At 41.8% G+C, this 17,506-nt stretch carries 14 protein-coding genes; 11 read left to right on the top strand and 3 right to left on the bottom strand.

Annotation, left to right across the window (positions count from 1 at the left end; genetic code table 11):
• Positions 1-23: 23 nt before the first annotated feature.
• The 4 genes from CD03_RS0106700 to mglC all read left to right on the top strand — a co-directional run bounded on the left by CD03_RS0106700 (position 24) and on the right by mglC (position 6,026).
• The gene (locus CD03_RS0106700; RefSeq protein ID WP_044288957.1) at positions 24-1,781 is read left to right on the top strand and encodes a heparinase II/III family protein; all 1,758 of its coding nucleotides are present in this window, start codon (positions 24-26) and stop codon (positions 1,779-1,781) included.
• Positions 1,782-2,047: 266 nt separating this feature from the next.
• On the top strand, positions 2,048-3,163 hold the full coding sequence (locus CD03_RS0106695; RefSeq protein ID WP_027292981.1) for a galactose ABC transporter substrate-binding protein: 1,116 nt from the start codon (positions 2,048-2,050) through the stop codon (positions 3,161-3,163).
• 79 nt (positions 3,164-3,242) lie between these two features.
• Positions 3,243-4,742 (top strand): sugar ABC transporter ATP-binding protein, encoded by a 1,500-nt coding sequence (locus CD03_RS0106690; RefSeq protein ID WP_027292980.1) that lies wholly within the window; start codon positions 3,243-3,245, stop codon positions 4,740-4,742.
• A 54-nt stretch (positions 4,743-4,796) separates the two neighbouring features.
• Positions 4,797-6,026: a galactose/methyl galactoside ABC transporter permease MglC gene (gene mglC, locus CD03_RS0106685; protein ID WP_027292979.1), complete on the top strand. Its 1,230-nt coding sequence runs from the start codon at positions 4,797-4,799 to the stop codon at positions 6,024-6,026.
• A gap of 1 nt (position 6,027) precedes the next feature.
• Here the strand turns inward: mglC and CD03_RS35855 are convergent, their stop codons facing one another.
• Positions 6,028-6,888: an AraC family transcriptional regulator gene (locus CD03_RS35855; protein ID WP_027292978.1), complete on the bottom strand. Its 861-nt coding sequence runs from the start codon at positions 6,886-6,888 to the stop codon at positions 6,028-6,030.
• Positions 6,889-7,021: 133 nt separating this feature from the next.
• On the opposite strand from CD03_RS35855, the gene CD03_RS0106675 reads away from it, so the two are divergent.
• Positions 7,022-10,201 carry a glycosyl hydrolase gene (locus tag CD03_RS0106675; protein ID WP_027292977.1) on the top strand — a complete coding sequence of 1,060 codons (3,180 nt, stop codon included), beginning with the start codon at positions 7,022-7,024 and terminating at the stop codon, positions 10,199-10,201.
• A gap of 298 nt (positions 10,202-10,499) precedes the next feature.
• Here the strand turns inward: CD03_RS0106675 and CD03_RS0106670 are convergent, their stop codons facing one another.
• Positions 10,500-11,357, bottom strand: a complete 858-nt coding sequence (locus CD03_RS0106670) for a prenyltransferase (RefSeq protein WP_027292976.1) — start codon at positions 11,355-11,357, stop codon at positions 10,500-10,502.
• A 74-nt stretch (positions 11,358-11,431) separates the two neighbouring features.
• On the bottom strand, positions 11,432-12,343 hold the full coding sequence (locus tag CD03_RS0106665) for a helix-turn-helix transcriptional regulator (RefSeq protein WP_027292975.1): 912 nt from the start codon (positions 12,341-12,343) through the stop codon (positions 11,432-11,434).
• 236 nt (positions 12,344-12,579) lie between these two features.
• Here CD03_RS0106665 and CD03_RS0106660 point away from each other — a divergent pair, with 236 nt between their 5' ends.
• The 6 genes from CD03_RS0106660 (at position 12,580) to CD03_RS0106635 (ending at position 17,307) form a co-directional block, all read left to right on the top strand.
• Entirely contained in the window at positions 12,580-13,104 is a 525-nt protein-coding gene (locus tag CD03_RS0106660; protein WP_027292974.1) for a sigma-70 family RNA polymerase sigma factor, read from the top strand.
• On the top strand, positions 13,094-14,365 hold the full coding sequence (locus CD03_RS0106655; protein WP_027292973.1) for a DUF4179 domain-containing protein: 1,272 nt from the start codon (positions 13,094-13,096) through the stop codon (positions 14,363-14,365). Before CD03_RS0106660 ends, CD03_RS0106655 begins: the two co-directional genes overlap by 11 nt.
• A 262-nt stretch (positions 14,366-14,627) precedes the next feature.
• Positions 14,628-15,185: an RNA polymerase sigma factor gene (locus CD03_RS0106650; protein WP_027292972.1), complete on the top strand. Its 558-nt coding sequence runs from the start codon at positions 14,628-14,630 to the stop codon at positions 15,183-15,185.
• On the top strand, positions 15,178-15,930 hold the full coding sequence (locus tag CD03_RS0106645; protein WP_027292971.1) for a bacteriorhodopsin: 753 nt from the start codon (positions 15,178-15,180) through the stop codon (positions 15,928-15,930). The genes CD03_RS0106650 and CD03_RS0106645 overlap by 8 nt, the downstream gene beginning before the upstream one ends.
• A complete protein-coding gene (locus CD03_RS0106640) occupies positions 15,918-16,805 on the top strand; it encodes an ABC transporter ATP-binding protein (RefSeq protein ID WP_027292970.1) in 888 nt (295 codons plus the stop codon). Before CD03_RS0106645 ends, CD03_RS0106640 begins: the two co-directional genes overlap by 13 nt.
• Positions 16,792-17,307 carry a hypothetical protein gene (locus CD03_RS0106635; protein ID WP_027292969.1) on the top strand — a complete coding sequence of 172 codons (516 nt, stop codon included), beginning with the start codon at positions 16,792-16,794 and terminating at the stop codon, positions 17,305-17,307. Before CD03_RS0106640 ends, CD03_RS0106635 begins: the two co-directional genes overlap by 14 nt.
• Positions 17,308-17,506 lie beyond the last annotated feature (199 nt).

The raw sequence follows: 17,506 nt of genomic DNA, 5'->3' as shown, positions 1-17,506 counted from the left end.
TGGATAGGCGGTCAGTTAATCGTATGAAAGAGTACCTGGAAAAATATCTGGCAGAATACAGAAGCTGTGTGGAAAATTATGCTTTGGAGCTGAGAAACCAGCCCATGCCGGAATTAACGGAAGAGAAATTTTCGCTGTTCGAAAAGACAGGAAACCGTATGATCTATGAAGAAGATTATTTTATCAGAAGAAAATATCTGGCGGTATATGCAATGGCTTATTGGATTGGGCGAAAAGAAGAAGATCTAAATAAACTGGAAGAAGTCATTGAAGCAGTCTGTATGGAGAACAGCTGGGCGCTTCCTGCTCATACAGATCGTAAAAACAATCCGGATTGGAGAAATACAGTGGACTTATTTGCCTGTGAGACTGGGCAGACATTGGCAGAGCTGATCACTATATTTCAACAGGATTTGAAAAAAGATCTGAGAGAGCGTGTGAAAAAAGAAGTGATAAGCCGTGTTCTGACTCCATTTTATCAGTCAGAGGCACCCTGCGAGCCCTGGGAATACAATACCAATAACTGGTGTGCCGTATGTGCGGGGGCAATAGGAAGTGCAAGTATTTATTTATTAAAAGATGTACCGGAGAAATGTCTGGAACGGATCCGATACTCCCTGACACATTATCTGAAAGGATTTACGGATGATGGTGCCTGCATGGAAGGACTGGCGTATTTTTCATATGGAATGTCATATTATGCAGGTTTTTCCCAACAGTATCTGGAATACAGCCATGGGGCAGCAGACTTGATGGCAGATGAGATAATAGCCTCCATAGCAGAGTTTCAGCAGAAATGTTATTTTGATTCAGGATTGACCGTAAGCTTTTCGGATGGATATATGAACGATTGTTTTCATATGGGCCTGACCTGTTATCTGGCGGGCAGGTTTCCGAATGTCCGGTTTCCAAACCGAAAGTGTGCGGCAGCATTTGATTCAGACAGCTGTTATCGTTTTATGACACTTTACCGGGATTATATATGGGTAGAAGCTTATCTGGAGAAAATTTCAGAAAATCAATACCAACGCATACAGCCTTGCCCTGACACAAATAACTCTGTTCATGGAAAAGTACACAGTGGGCTGGTAAAAGAGCCTGTCATTTTTGAACAGGCCCAGTGGTATATTGCACAGAGTGGTAATATGTGCGGCATGGCGGCTAAAGGCGGCAATAATGCGGAACATCATAACCATAATGATGTGGGCAGTTTCTTGTACCTAAGTAAAAATACCATGCTTCTGGCTGATCTGGGGGCCGGGGAGTATACGAAAGATTATTTCAGCGGCAAGCGTTACCAAATATTGTGCAATAGTTCCCTTGGCCATAATGTACCTGTAATTAATGGCAGTTTACAAATGGAAGGTGAGCGTTTTGCCTGTGACCGGTTTGAAGCAGATAAGAATGGCAATGTAGAAATCAGTTTTGGAAATGCATATGATCTGGACGAACTGGATGAAGCTGTCAGGAGAATCAGATTCAATAGGGAAACCGGTATGATGCAGATTACAGATACCTTTACAGGCGGGAACGGACTGGTGGATGTTAAGGAAAATCTGGTTACCAGGTATGTGCCAAGAATCAGGGGCAATAAAGTGCAGATCTGCGGAGGGAATGAGGATTGTACAGTAGAGATAGATGATCCGGATGTAAAAATATCTTATCAGGTTATGGAACATAAGAATCATGCAGGTAAAACAGAACATGTATTTCTGATACAGTGGCAGGTGGATGTAAATGATGGATATGGAAAATCTAAATTTCGGATTTATTGTAAATAGAACAGGTTCCACAGCTATAGAAAAAATTCAGATACCAAATCATCGGTATCTGAATTTTTTTGCCTAAAAAGTACCGATCTCTTAATAATCTCCTAATTGGAGGAAAAAGAAGCCCAAAATAGTATAAAATCTAATAAATTAAATACTAAAGCCTTTTTATACTTAAATGCTATAATGACGAAGAAAAACGAAAAGGCAAATTATAAGCCTTACATAATCGTATTTTTCCATATCTTATTTGAGATATAAAAAAGGAGGATTTTAAGATGAAAAGAAAGACAGTAATGAAGGTTCTGACTTGCGGAGCAGCAGCAGTTATGACAATGGGTGTTATGTCCGGGTGCGGAACAAGAGGCGGAGGAACCGCGGCCACGGGAACTGCCCAGTCCGCTGCCAAAGATGCAGGCAGTACATCCGGCGAAACGAAAAGTGACGCGAATGTAATGATCGGCTCTGCAATTTACAAATTCGATGATACCTTTATGACAGGTGTAAGAACAGCTATGACAGACCAGGCAAAAGCAGAAGGAATAGAACTTGAACTGGTGGATTCCCAGAACAAGCAGCCTACCCAGAATGAACAGGTAGATACCTTTATTACTAAGGGCGTAACTGCACTTGCAATTAACCCGGTAGACCGAACTGCCGCAGGTCCTATTATAGAAAAGGCAAAAGCAAAGAGTCTTCCTATTGTATTTTTAAACCGTGAACCGGAAGAAACGGATATGAAAAGCTACGATAAGGTATGGTATGTAGGTGCGAAAGCAGAGCAGTCCGGTCAGCTATCCGGAGAAATTATTGCTGATTACTTTAAAGCTAATCCGGATGCTGATAAAAACGGTGACGGCACCATCCAGTACGTAATGCTTCAGGGCGAACCTGGACATCAGGATGCGACACTCCGTACAGAATATTCGATTAAAGCCATTGAAGAAGCCGGATTTAAAACAGAAAAACTGGCGGCAGATACCGCTATGTGGGACAAGGCAAAAGCAACGGATTTAATGAAAGCTTTTATTACCGGACAGGGACTGGACAAGATTGAGGCAGTTATTTCCAATAATGATGATATGGCACTGGGGGCTGTAGAGGCATTGAAGGCAGAGGGCTACAATAAAGAAGACAAAGCAAAATATATTCCGGTAGTTGGTGTGGATGCCACAGCTCCTGCATTGGAAGCGATGAAAGATGGTTCTCTGTTAGGTACCGTATTAAACGATGCAGCCAATCAGGGAAATGCTACCATTAATGTTGCAAAAGCAGCAGTAGAAGGCAAAGAAATTAATGAGCAGAATATCGGCTATCCGGTTACCGACGGCAAATATGTCTGGATTGATTATGTAAAAGTAACTGCCGACAATTATCAGGAATATATGAAATAAAGGGATAGATATCAGACTTAGGGTTGTTCATTGACAGTATGTTAATGTAACAGCCCTTCTGATAGAAAGGAGCGGCAGCATGGGAGATATCGTATTAGAAATGAAAAATATTACGAAAGTATTCCCAGGGGTAAAGGCACTTGACCAGGTCAGCCTTACTGTAAAAAAAGGGAGTGTACATGCGTTGATGGGTGAAAATGGTGCCGGGAAATCAACGTTAATGAAGTGCCTGTTCGGAATATATCATGAAGATGGCGGGGAAATCATCCTGGATGGGAAGCCTGAAAAAATCATGACCTCCAAACAGGCTTTAGATTTGGGAGTCTCTATGATTCATCAGGAGCTGCATCCAATTCGTTTCAGGCCTGTAATGGAGAATATATGGCTTGGAAGATTTCCCAAAAGGGGAATTGTTGTAGACAAGAAAAATATGATCCGTAAGACAAAAGAGCTTTTCCAGGAAGTGGATCTGGACGTAGATCCCCAGGCATTGGCAGGCTCCCTGTCTGCATCCAGCCTGCAGCTTGTTGAAATTGCAAAAGCTGTCAGTTATCATTCAAAGATTATTATCATGGATGAGCCCACTTCGTCACTTACGGAAAATGAGACACACCATTTATTTAAGATCATACGCCAGCTCCAGGACAAAGGCTGTGCGATCATTTATATCTCTCATAAAATGGAGGAAATTCTGAAGATATCAGATGAAGTAACCATTATGAGGGACGGACAGTATGTGGGTACCTGGGATGCGAAAGACCTGACAACGGACTTGATTATCAGCAGGATGGTAGGAAGAAATATGACCAACCGTTTTCCTCCAAAAGAGTATTCGCCTCTTGATGAAGTGATACTAAAAGTAGAAAATTTATGTTCTCCGCTTCCCAAATCTTTTCAAAATGTTAGTTTTGAATTAAGAAAAGGTGAGATTCTGGGTATTGGCGGACTGGTAGGAGCCCAGAGAACAGAAGTGGTGGAAGCGATCTTTGGATTAAGGGAGATTGCGGAAGGAACCATTGCAAAGAATGGAAAAAAACTGGCGATCAGATCCCCACGGGATGCGATTAAAGAAAAGATCGCGCTGCTGACCGAGGAAAGAAGGGCAACCGGGATATTCGGGATTCTATCTGTTTTGGATAATACCGTGATTGCCAACCAGAAAAAATATGCCAGCATGGGAATATTGAGAGAGAGCCAACGGGTAAAAGCTGCAAAGGAATCAAATACAGAGTTAAGGACTAAGACTCCTAACCTGGAAGAAGCAATCCAGAACCTGTCCGGAGGAAATCAGCAGAAAGTACTGCTTGCCAGGTGGCTTCTGACCCAACCGGATATCTTAATTCTGGACGAGCCTACCAGAGGTATTGATGTAGGGGCAAAATATGAAATCTATACAATTATGCACAAGCTTGCAAGTCAGGGGAAATCTATCATTATGATTTCATCGGAAATGCCGGAGCTACTGGGAATGTCAGACCGCATTATGGTAATGTGCGAAGGCCGGGTAACCGGAATTTTAGAAACAGAAGAAGCAGACTCGGTAAGTGTCATGAATTGTGCAACGAAATTTATGAAATAAAGTTCTTAATCCTTGTGCAAGGTTTTAAGTTTGATAGAGAGAGAGGTAATACATATGCAGAAATCAGGGAAGATGGTTGCGCGTAAGCCATTTGCCGTTTCATTTATTACAGCAGGAGTTCTGCTGCTGGCTTTGGGTATTGTTCTATACTGGGCATTAGATCCGGCAGTCTTTTATGATCTTTACCTGTATGTAGCCCTGGTAGGGTTAGCAGCCCTGGGTTATGGAATCAATCAGCTTGCAGCCCGGAGATTCCACGGTACAGATGTAGAGCTGTCAGGTAAGACGGCAAAGAGGTTTATTACAAATAATGCGATTATGATCGCACTTCTGGTTTTAATTGTCGTGATTATGTTTATCCAGCCGCGTTTTATGCAGCTGCAGGTATTGCTGGATATTTTAACCCAGTCATCTACAAAAATGATTGTAGCACTGGGAATCTGTTTTACACTGCTGATAGCAGGTACAGACCTTTCGGCGGGACGTATGGTTGGTCTGGCGGCAGTCGTTTCGACTTCCATGCTGCAGACGGCTGATTATGCCAACAGATTCTTTCCGGACCTTCCGTACATGGCAGTCATTTTCCCAATTCTTTTAGCAATTGCGGCATGTGCCCTGTTTGGAATTTTAAATGGATTTTTAGTAGCGAAATTCGACATGCATCCATTTATTGCCACGTTAGCTGTACAGGTAATTGTGTATGGAGCATGTTCCCTTTATTTTGACATGGCACCAAACAAATCCCAGCCCATCGGCGGTATCCGCAGTGATTTTATCGTGCTGGGACAGAAAAAAATTCTTGAAATCGGCGGATTTCCGGGAATCTCTATTTTAGTTCCCATTGCCATCTTTTTCGTAGTTCTCATCTGGTTTATCCTGAACAAAACAGAATTTGGCAAGAACGTGTATGCAATCGGAGGAAACCGGGAAGCAGCAATCGTTTCCGGTGTGAATGTATTCAAAACCATTATGGGGATTTTCGTTCTGGCATCTGTTTTATATGGTGTTGCCGGAGTACTGGAAGCAGCAAGAACAGCGGGAGCCACAAACCAGTACGGTAACGGATATGAACTGGATGCAATTGCGGCCTGCGTTGTGGGCGGTGTTTCCTTAAACGGTGGTATTGGAAAAGTCAGTGGAATCGTCAGCGGTGTGTTGATTTTCTCCGTTATCCAGTACGGACTGCAGTTTATCGCCGTAAGCCCAATGTGGCAGCAGGTGATTAAGGGTATTATCATTGCTGTAGCAGTTGCAATTGATCTTACCAAATATAGGAAAAAATAGTTTAGAACCCCCAATTATTTTTCCGGTATGCCGCAGGTGTCTCACCTACGATGGATTTAAACTGGTGGATAAAATTACTCTCGCCGGTAAATCCTACCTGATTGGCAATATCGCTGATACTGTCGTGGGTGGTACACAGCAGGCGTTTGCTCTGGCTGATGCGGTAACCCGTCAGATAAGAGTAGGGGGTTGTGCCCACCTGCTTTTTGAAAAGACGGATAAAGTGAAATTTGGAAAAATGCACTTTTTCCAGAAGGGCATCAATGGAGACTGCCTCCTGGTAATGCATCTGTAAATATTCAACGGTAGCGGCAATATCCGAATTCCCGGGGGAGGACAGACCGGTATCCTGTACAAGACCCTCCAGCATTCCGGTCAGCAATCCGGAAATATAATGGCTGCACCGGGCGCAGGAAAGCAGTGTTCCTTCTTTTGTGATCCGGTACAAATTCTGGAAAGTTTCGAAAAAATGGTCGGTGTCGTTTGGGGAAATAGCATGGACTTTTTCCATGTTTAAAGAAGCTGCAAAGTCAGCTGCACCGCTACCGGACAGATGTGCCCAGGCAAAATCCCAGGGACTGGCGGATGCGTTCTGATATCGATGGTATTCATAAGATGGCAGAAGAACCGCCTGATGCCTGGAAAGTGTAATCTGCTGGTTTCTTACGGTAATCAGTCCTTCTCCTGAAAGGGTATAGAGAAGAATATGAAAATTCTGCCCGGAGCGCTCCGTAAAATAATTCTGTCCGGTCGAAAAAATACCGTCTGCCAGTACAGAAAAAGGAAAAGGAGCATTAACAGAATCAGGAGCAACAGCCGCAGTAAAAGAGTCCTTCAGGACATCCATATTGTAATGAATCATATGCATACCTCCGCAATTATTTGATATTATTCCGCAATTATCATGATTGAATACTGGTTATTCCTTGATATAATGATGATAACGCAGAAGATGAGAAATCGCAATATCTATTATAAGAACGGAGGTATTTTTTATGGGGTTTCAACTGGAAAAATTTATGGAGGAACTGAAAAATCCAAGTGCAATTATGCGGACGGCTCCGCTGTGGGTATGGAATGATACCATGACAGACTGCCAGATTGACCATGCGCTGGATGAATTAAAAAGCCATGGTTTCGGAGGGGCAATCGTACATCCAAGGCCCGGAATGGTAATTACCTATTTATCCGCAGAATGGTTTGAACAATGGGGATATGCCCTGGATGCGGCAAAAAAGCGGGGAATGAAGCTCTATATCTATGATGAAAATTCATATCCTTCCGGATTTGGAGGGGGGCATGTATCGGCAGAGTTGCCGGATTGCCTTGGAACTTCCGTCAGCTATCAGCTGGTACATAAAGATCAGCTGAAGACAAAAGAAAAGGCAGAGAAATGGTTTGACGATATCAGTCAGGTCCGGGTATTTGCCTGCGAGAAGATAGCTGGCGGGAAGGAAATTGGTGAGAAGATCAGATTATTAAAAGACATTACCCAGCTTCCGGGAAATAAGTGGGCAGAAACATCAGACTGGTTTATCATCATGGGGTTTGTAAAAGGGGAGACGACCGGATGGATGGCAGGATTTGCTAACGTGGACCTCCTGCGCAGAGAAGTAACAGATACATTTATCGAAAAGGTATACCAGCCTTATTATGATCACTTTGGCGGAGAATTCGGCAAGGCGATTCCGGCAATTTTTATGGATGAGCCTGCCATAACCGGAAGCGGTGTGTATGGAACTGCCGGAAGTGAAGCACTGCCTTACAGCTATTGGTTTTCCCATGAATTCTACAAGAGAAATGGATATCATCTGGAGGACTACCTCCCGTCTTTGTTTACGGACGCAGAAGCAGAGTGGTTTGTACATACGGATAAAGAAGTACGCCATGATTATTATGATACAACACGGGAATTGTGGGTACGGAATTTTGTGCTGCCATTGTCAAGATGGTGTGAGGAACACGGGATTGCTCTTACCGGACATTATATGGAAGATGATTGGCCAAGGGCGAGCGCTGGTACCACATCACCTAATATTATGGCAAATTTTGAATATATGGGATGGCCTGCAATTGATATGCTGGTCAATGATAAGTTATTGGAGCGGCCCAATGAACATGTGGGCTTAATTATGCAGGAATTAAGAAGTGCCGTTAACCAATTCGGACAGGAAAGATGTTTTTGCGAAGCGTTTGGTGCGGGGGGATGGGATTCCACACTGGCGGATTTCAAAAGAATCGGGGACTGGCTAATGGTAAATGGTGTTAATTTTATCAATGAGCATCTGACCTATACCTCCTATATCGGAGCCAGAAAGCGGGATCATCCCCAGTCATTTGACTGGAGACAGCCCTGGTGGGAGCAGTTTACCGGTGTGAATGATTATTTTGGAAGGGTATGCGCACTTTTATCCCAGGGACATATGGAACAGCGCGTATTGCTGATGCACCCCACACTTACCGGATATATGAGAATTATGGACGGGGAGCCATCGGGATTAGTTGTAAAGGATGATCTGGCTAAGACACCGGATATGCGTCCGTATTATGCCGCCATGCAGCAATTAATCGATGATCAGTGGGATTTTGATCTTGGAAATGAAGACATTATAAAGCGTCATGGCAAATCCATATCCGGCAGGATACAGCTGAAAAACCAGGAGTATCAGGTAATCCTGATAACCGGTGAAATGAAAAATATGCTTCAGACCACGGTGGATCTGCTGGAGAAATACCTTGACGAAGGCGGTCATGTAATCAGTCTTGGCATTCCGGGAGGTTACGTGGAGGGCAGGGAAAGCCATGTTGTGGAAGAAAAATTATGTCATCATAAGAACTGGATAATGGTAAATACCCCTTATGAAATGTCGGGAAAGCTGCGTGAATTTTTAAACAGCCGAATCGAAGCAGAGCACCCCTTTGAGACAGGAGTGGAACATATGAGACGTGTGTTAGATGAGAAATACAATGTCTATTATTTTGTGAACCACAGTCTGGGCAAAGTGAAAAATGTAATAACGTTAGATGGCAGGCAGGTGAAATACCTGGACTTATGGGATGGCAAAGCAAAGGTGTATCCTTATCAGGAAAAAGATGGAAAAGTTTCTTTTTCACTGGATTTAGACCGTTATGAATCAGCAATGTTCCTGGTAGGCCAACCGGGTGCAGATGAGTCAGAGATTAATTCCACAGATGAAACCTTTTCAAAACCAGCAGTGCAGGACAAAGCAGAAATTCCGGTAGTGTTAGATAAAATCCAAGCCGAATCTAAAAACAGCATGATTATAGATTACTGTGATCTGGAGCTGGACGGCAGGATATATAAGGATATGTGTGCGCTGTTTGCGGGCAAAGAGGTCTACCGGCATCGGGGATATCCCGATAATCCCTGGGATAACCAGGTTCAGTATAAGAGACGTTATCTGGACAGCAATCTATTTGGGGAAGGTACTGGGTTTACGGCATCTTACCGCTTCAGCGTGGAAGATGTTCCGGAAATAGTGGAGCTTGCAGCAGAACAGGGGCAGCAGTATGAAGTTATGCTAAACGGGAAACCTGTTATATGGAGAGAAGGATATTATCTGGATGACCTTACTGCAGTCGCTGATATTGCCGGGATGCTGAAAAAGGGCGAAAATATTGTAGTTTTAAAAACCGATAGATTTGATGTCAGACTGGAAGTAGAGCCTGTTTATATACGGGGTGAATTCCATGTAGTTCCAAGAGAAGGAATTTGGACTATTACGAAGAAGGAAAAACTTCAGTACGGAACCTGGATAGAACAGGGATATCCTATGTATGAAGGGGCCGTGCTGTACAGCTATACATTTTCAAAAGAAAAAGCGGGGAAAGTGATAGTATCCGTTCCGCAGATGGAGACCACCTGTGCTTCCTTATTTGTAAACGGTATAGAAACGGGATTGGTTGGAGTAAATGGAAATTATCTCTTTGACATTACAGAATACTGCGTTCCCGGAAATAACGAAATAATAGTCCGGGTCTGCGGCGGCTTCAAGAATCTTCTGGGACCCCACCACTGCGCAGATCAGCCGCGCAGGTCGGCATGGCCGGAGATGTGGAGGCAGTCACCACGGTTTGGAAGACCCGGGGCAGATAAATATGATTTGATTCCTTATGGAATGCAGGAAGGAATCCGTGTTTTTCAAAGCTGTTAAGGTAATACCGATCAACTGAATTTCAGCCGAAAAATGGACTGTCTCCAAATGATGATGGCAGCGGAAGCATATTCCGTTGCCATCCTTTTGTCTGTTTAAACCACTGCAGTGCTAACTAATTGGTGTACTTGCTCATTGTAAGCCGCAAGGTCGTCAAAATCAATTCAATAGAAAATCGTTCACTTGTGTATAAAAGTCTTTGGCTTCTTCGTAGGCTGCATGTCCAAGTCCATTATAGGTAATCAAACGATTGTCAGGTTACTCAGCTAAACCCCAATTTAAGATGAAATTGTTCGTTTTAGAGCGTGTTTGGTTCCACATTCTTCAGAATTTCCTGATACCGCAATGTTGCCAATGCACTGGGTTCTCCCTGTCTGCATAACGTAAGCCCGGACAGTTTCCGGTTGATACGCTGCACTACAATCTGTCCGTCCGACATTCTGGATTCCAGTGCATGAAATGCATCCAGGAAGCGGCTGTCTTTTCTCGCACGTTCATAAAATGATAGGACATAGACATAAAAAAAGAGGTTATAGCTGCGAAACGGATACTCCACCTGCATAAATAACTTGCCGATTCCGTAGTGGCATGGACCAATTGGCTTACGGATTGTCCAATGCGAAAGCAGGAAATCAACAGCCTGATCAAGCGCCGGTTCTTTGCCGAAATCATTGCTGTACCGGAAAGCATCCAGGGCATTCAGAGTTGGATGGGGATTTGAGTATTCCGTTTCCGGTCCCCTGCCGAAGCTGAATTTATTACAGCGCCATCCGCCATCGTGGTACTGTGTATCCAGCAGATGCTGTAATGTCTTTTTAACTCTTTCATCAGAAGAATATCCCATGCGGCAGAGTATACTGGCAGCATGGGTGGTATGACACGGATAGATCGCGCTCTTTGGGGTTAACTTCAGACGTCCGTCTTCCCTCCAGACACTGAATATCAGTTCTGCACATGCCTTTAAAACAGGATCATCCGGATTCAAACCTAAATCCAATAGATAAAGTACACTTTCCAAAGTTGAAAATGGAGAACCTTTAATCAGATTCTTATCAGGTGTAGCCCAATAATCTGCACCATTATCCTGTTTGTGGGATAATATTGCCTCAATATCAGAAAAATATTGTTTTTCTATAATCTTTTTTTCTACAGTCATTTCCAGCACCTTCCGTTTCTTATCTGTTTTTATTCCTAAATCAGAGTATAAAGCATAAATAAGACAACAGTCTGTCATATTTCATATAAATTCTTCGCCTGATTTAGAAATTGCTTCATTTCCTTCCTCAGGCTGTCCGGTTCAAGTATTTCAGCCTTATTTCCCAAACTGGCGATGGTACTGATCACCCATTGGGGATTCTCGGTTGAGAATGTAATAAATAAATTGTTATCTATTGTATTTATATTTTCAAAACCAAAAAGATCAATTGCCAGAAATTCAAAGGATTGATCCATTCTTATGGAGACCTGAACACCGCTGTTATTTGCAAATTGACTGTTCAAAGAAGGAATTTTATAATTTTTCCGTTCTACAAAAGTGGTTTCCCGGATTTTTAAATCAGTGATACGGTTGACCTTAAATATACGAAAATCTTCCCTGAAGGTACAATAAGCAAAAAGATACCAGTTTTCTTCTTTGAAAATTAATTTATAGGGTTCCACTGTTCTGCGGGAATAACCGCTTCCGCTATAATAGCACATTTCTAAAAGCTGGTGACCGGCAATCGCAGATCTGATTTTTTTGATACTGTGAGTCAACGTGCTTTTTTGATTCCAGGAAGTAAAATCAATAATCACATCATTTTCCAACAATAAATGATCCTCATTGCTGAAACGCAGTTTTGCCAGAAGGGTTTTGATTTTTACCTGATCGTCGATACTTGCCAGCCCCTGAATGGCGGCAATAAGGAAGTCCATGTCATCTCTATTAAGAGCTGATTTACTATAGCAAAAATCCGGCATCAGCGAAATTCCGCCTCCGATTCCCTGCTGAGCGGTAACCGGAAATCCGGCACTGGATAAATCCAGCAAATCCCGGTGAATGGTTCGGACAGATACTTCAAAATAGGATGCAAGCTCCTTTGCAGTAATTTTTTTCTGCTCTAATAAAATGCATAATATGCCAAACATACGATTACTTTTCATTTGTTTCACCTCATAGATATCATCATATGAAACAAGACATGGAATGTCAAGTTTTTGCTGATAAATTCAAGCCGGTCAGGATCTAAAATCCTTTAGATCATTTCTAAAAGTTCTTATCATTTTCTCAATTATTTGTAACCATTTCCCTCTTTAACGCGTCTAAATAGTGTAAAATTAAAACAAATCTTACAAAACATGATTTTTCCGGAAAAACATGAGGAAGGCGGTAAGAAAAATTGGATGAAATAAAACTGGCGAAGAAAGCAATGCATGGCAATGTGAATGCTTACGGGCAATTAATCGAGATGCATAAGCTTTATTTGTACCGGACTGCGTATCTTTATGCAAAAAATGAAGATGCTGCTCTGGACATCGTCTCGGATTGCGTGGTCAAGGCGTTTTCGTCTATTAAAACTATGAAAGAACCAAAATATTTTAAAACATGGCTGACCAGAATTTTAATCAATGCATCAAAAGATTATTTCCGCAGCCACAAAGATCAGGTACCATATGATGACCTTCCCCTTTCAGCCCCGGAAGGGGAAGTATCACTGGAAGAAAAATGGGATCTGTATGCAGCTATCGATATACTACCAGAAAAATATAGAAATGTTATATTACTGAAATATTTTGATGACTTAAAAGTAAATGAGATTGCAGATATATTAGATATTCCGGAAGGCTCAGTGAAAGCATATCTGAGTAGAGGCAGGGAAGAATTACGCAAATACTTAAAGGAGGATTATATTTATGTTCAATAATTGGAATGAGGTACCTACGTCGGATCGTTTGGATGAAACAATTATGGGAGGCATGAAACAGGTGAAAAAAATCCGTAAAAAGCAGGTAATAAAAAAGGTGACCTTGGGCGCCGGAAGTACAGTAGCCTTAATTACAGCATTTTTTATTTGGGGATTTTATAATCCTGTTTTAGCAGCTGAGATACCGGTGATTGGGGGGATTTTTAAAGATATAGAAAATGAAGTAGAGTTTTCAGGAAATTTTTCTGAAAAGGCACAAAATCTGGAGGGTGCTGCTATGGAATCAAATGATGCAGGGCTGTTAGTGAAAGCAGAAGAGGCTTATTGTGATGGAACTTCCATTTATGTAACACTTTCCATTTCGGGAGAGCAGCCGTTTCAGAATATGTATGATGAGTACACTGACGAAGATGGAATAACGCATCTGCCAACTTTAATGCTCGAAGGTAATGCCCAGATTAGTGAAGGAGGAGAATTGCAGGATAATGCAATAAGCAAAATAGAAGGGCGTTTAATTGATGAACATACATTTCAGGGAATGATGAAAATAGATCTGGATGAGGATTACACCCAATCAGATAAATCTTTCAATCTTAAGCTGAATCTGGATTCGATAACCTATGAAGACAGTAAATTGGCAGAGGAATCGATAAAAAATGAAAAGGAATATGAGATACCGGTAGGAGAAAATGAAAAGCCTAAGTTTAAGGAAGGATATGAGCCAATCATTCCATTGGTTACAACACAGGGGAATTGGCAGATGGATTTAAATGTCAAGGTTGATACAGATTCTGTAAAAGTTTATGATATAAATAAGGAAAGCAATGGATTTGGTATAGAAAAAGTGATCGTAACACCGTATGAGGTCAAGGTGAAAACCATACTGCCTGGCTTATATGCCAATCAGGAAGAGATCTTTGCAGTTAAGAAAAAATATTATAAAGAGGGTAAAGCAGCGGCACTTAAGGAGGGGAATACTTGGAAGGATCTGACTGATGAAGAGATAGATGAGAATTACTGGATTGCGACAACCGGTGATTATGCAGCGGCAGTTTTCGATCAAAATGGCCAAAAACTGGATTTTAGCTATGAGGAAGGTTCCCAAAACGGATCTTATCAGGTATATCCGCTGCAGGGAAGGAAAATAACGAAACTGTCTGTCTATGTGGGAGAAAATGCAATCTCTACTTTTAAGGAAAAAGACCAGAAAGCAATGGCTTCCAGAGCATTGTACGGCATAGACATAGATTTAACCAAATAAAATAAGTGCAAATTTATATGATACTGCAGGCTTCACATTAAAAATGTGTAGGCCTGCAGTATTTTTTTGAAATAATTAAAACCTTTTTGGACAGAGATCAGTTATATTAAATATAAGGGTTATTTTTAACAAGAAAGACAGGTTGTGGAGGAAAAGTTATGGAGGAAAAAGTTTTAGAAGGAAAGAAAAGTTATGGAGAAAAAGTTTAGTTTTAGAAGGAAAGAGAAGCTATGGAGAAAAAGACATAGGAGGAGGAAGATACTTGGATGACAGGCAGTTGGTTCATGAAGTACAACATGGCAATAAACAATATCTAAATGATATAGCAGAAAAATATTATGATGACATCTACCGGTTTTGTTGTTATCAGACCGGAGACCGGGACCAGTCCTATGATCTTGCCCAGGAAACATTTCTTCGTTTCATTCGTTACATAGATAACTACCGTTACCGCAATTTAAAAGGTTATCTTCTGACAATAGCAATGAATGTCTGCCGTGATTTTTATCATGGAGAGAAAAAACGGCAGGTGGATATTTCCCTCAATGATGAAGAAGCGGGATATGAAGAAGAACAGATATCGGGAGATGATCTGACGTTTCAAATGATAAAGAAAGAAAATTCGGGCTATATATGGAAGGCGCTGACAGCTCTTCCGCAGATGCAGAAAGAGGTCATTATTCTTCATTGCTATTATGAAATGAAATACAGAGAAATCAGTAAAATGACTGGTGCGAAGACGGCAACGGTGAAATCCAGAATGAAGCAGGGAATGGAGAAGTTAAAACATCTATTGAAGAAGGAGGATTTTTATGAATAAAAAGGATATCCCGGACCCACGGATTTTCATTGACCAGGATAGAAGAGCAGCGGCATTAAATCATATCCGTCAGGATGTTGAATTGAAGAAAGTCAGGTACAGCCCCTCCAAACTTCAGATACTGAAAATCCAGTTACAATATATTTCCAAAGAATATTGGAGCGGGCAGGCACTTTTAGCAGCTGCAGCAATCCTGCTATTTACACAGTATGGGGTGGTTCCGGATAAAATGCAGGAGTATCTGATCGGGGCATCCATGCTGGCAGCCTTGATGGGGCTGGTGTCTGTATTTGAAATCAGCCGCAGCCTGTCCTGGAATATGGCAGAACTGGAGCAGAGCTGTTTTCTGAATCTGGGACAGATATGGAGTATAAAAATGCTGATTTCAGGAGCAATAGACCTTTGTATTTTGACGGCAATGATTTTTAGCGTGGCAGATAAAATGAAGTACAGTATTTTTGCAGTGTGCTTGTATATCTTAGTTCCGTTTGTGGTGTCAAATGTCTGTTACCTGTTTTTTGTGTCTGCAGGCAGAAATTCAGGAAGAAAATGGATCCAGATAATCCTGGCTGTTTTCTTATGTATCGGATCGGCAATACCGGCTGTCATTCCCAGGGTTTACCGCACAGTTTATCTGCCGGTATGGACAGCAGTATTCTTAATTGGAACCATATTATTGGCAATTGAAATTTATGCATTATTACGTAAACTGAAGACGGGAGGAAAAGAATTATGCTGGAATTAAAATTGGAGGGGGTAAGTAAGCAGTACAACGAAAAGGCGGCAGTTGACCATATAGACCTTATTTTTAACAATGGAATATATGGGCTTCTTGGTGCCAATGGAGCAGGTAAAACAACGCTGCTTCGTATGATATGTAATATACTGCGGCCTACTAAAGGAGAGGTTCTGTGTAATGGGAGCCCGATCCAGAAACTGGGTGGAGATTACCGGAGAATGCTGGGATATCTTCCACAGGAATTTGGTTACTATCCGGATTTTACGGCATGGCGCTATATGATGTATCTGGCTTCATTAAAAGCATTGCCAAAGGAAATGGCAAAAGAAAAATGCAGGGAGCTATTAGAACTGGTAGGTCTGTCTGGGGAGGCAAAACAGAAAATAAAGACCTTTTCCGGAGGGATGATACGAAGGCTTGGAATAGCCCAGGCTCTGCTGAATGATCCGGAAATCCTGATCTTAGATGAACCTACGGCAGGACTAGATCCCAAGGAAAGAATCCGTTTTCGCAATATTATCAGCGCACTTGGCAGCAACCGCATCGTAATTTTATCCACACATATTGTCTCGGATATTGCGTATATAGCAGACAGAATATTGATCATGAAAAAGGGGCGGATTATAAAACAGGGAGTGCCCGATGATCTTACAGAATTTGCCAGAGGCAACGTATGGGAATGTCTCGTTCCTGAAAATAAGGCGGAAGAATATAACTGTAAATATGCCATCAGCAACCTGAAAAATATGAATGGACAGGTAATGCTTCGTATTATTGCAAAAGAAAAGCCTATGGAAAATGCTGTCCCGGAAGAACCAAATCTGGAAGATGTATATTTGTATTTTACAGAGGAAGCGGGTGGACAGCATGACAATTTTTAAAATGGAATTGTTCAAAATTTATTCAAAAAAAATAATATATTTCGGCTTGATCGGTAGTCTCCTGTTTCTGGCATTTTACTTCTGGATGTCGGTTCTTGGCAGTGAATATATGTATATCGATGGAAAATGCTATACCAGAACAGCCGCAATCAGGGAAAATATCAAGACAGCTCAGGAGTATGCAGGACCGTTGACAACAGAAAAAGTGCAGGATATCATAAAACGGTTTGGATATACCATTGAAGCTGACCAAATGGATGTAGACGTTAAAACCGGAAATACAGAACAAGGATATTATGAAAACAGCATCAATCAATATATCACGGAAAATTTAACAACGAAAAGGTTTGACCGAGAAGAAAAAATCAGGCTGGTTACTGAGCAGGATTCACCGAATATAGCTAATTATTTACTCAATCATTTTGTCACCGTTACGACCTACCAGGTTTATTATGTTATGCAGTATGATAGTCAAATGGTTTCCAATCTATCTGCCTGCTAATATATTGATAGGGGGAATGCCAATAGAACGTTTTTTAAGTTATGGGTGTTCATTCCTTTTGATTCTGGGAGGCAGTATCTTCGGCGTAAGGAAATATATGAGGTACCAGGCGGGGTAGACTATACAAGGTAAAAACCTTAACCGTTGTTCCTGGGGCGGGACATAATCCCATATATGAACGGCCCGATGTACGCGACCA

The organism is Robinsoniella sp. KNHs210, assembly GCF_000686105.1.
In the GTDB taxonomy this organism is placed as follows: Bacteria; Bacillota; Clostridia; order Lachnospirales; family Lachnospiraceae; genus Robinsoniella; species Robinsoniella peoriensis.
This window is presented reverse-complemented; position numbering and strand designations above follow the sequence as displayed.

Coding starts and splice junctions, on each gene's coding strand:
- CD03_RS0106640 (WP_027292970.1), top strand. CDS start 15,918: ATGCTGGAATTAAAATTGGAGGGGGTAAGTAAGCAGTACAACGAAAAG.
- CD03_RS0106670 (WP_027292976.1), bottom strand. CDS start 11,357: ATGACTGTAGAAAAAAAGATTATAGAAAAACAATATTTTTCTGATATT.
- CD03_RS0106695 (WP_027292981.1), top strand. CDS start 2,048: ATGAAAAGAAAGACAGTAATGAAGGTTCTGACTTGCGGAGCAGCAGCA.
- CD03_RS0106635 (WP_027292969.1), top strand. CDS start 16,792: ATGACAATTTTTAAAATGGAATTGTTCAAAATTTATTCAAAAAAAATA.
- CD03_RS35855 (WP_027292978.1), bottom strand. CDS start 6,888: ATGATTCATTACAATATGGATGTCCTGAAGGACTCTTTTACTGCGGCT.
- CD03_RS0106690 (WP_027292980.1), top strand. CDS start 3,243: ATGGGAGATATCGTATTAGAAATGAAAAATATTACGAAAGTATTCCCA.
- CD03_RS0106700 (WP_044288957.1), top strand. CDS start 24: ATGAAAGAGTACCTGGAAAAATATCTGGCAGAATACAGAAGCTGTGTG.
- CD03_RS0106655 (WP_027292973.1), top strand. CDS start 13,094: ATGTTCAATAATTGGAATGAGGTACCTACGTCGGATCGTTTGGATGAA.
- CD03_RS0106675 (WP_027292977.1), top strand. CDS start 7,022: ATGGGGTTTCAACTGGAAAAATTTATGGAGGAACTGAAAAATCCAAGT.
- mglC (WP_027292979.1), top strand. CDS start 4,797: ATGCAGAAATCAGGGAAGATGGTTGCGCGTAAGCCATTTGCCGTTTCA.
- CD03_RS0106665 (WP_027292975.1), bottom strand. CDS start 12,343: ATGAAAAGTAATCGTATGTTTGGCATATTATGCATTTTATTAGAGCAG.
- CD03_RS0106645 (WP_027292971.1), top strand. CDS start 15,178: ATGAATAAAAAGGATATCCCGGACCCACGGATTTTCATTGACCAGGAT.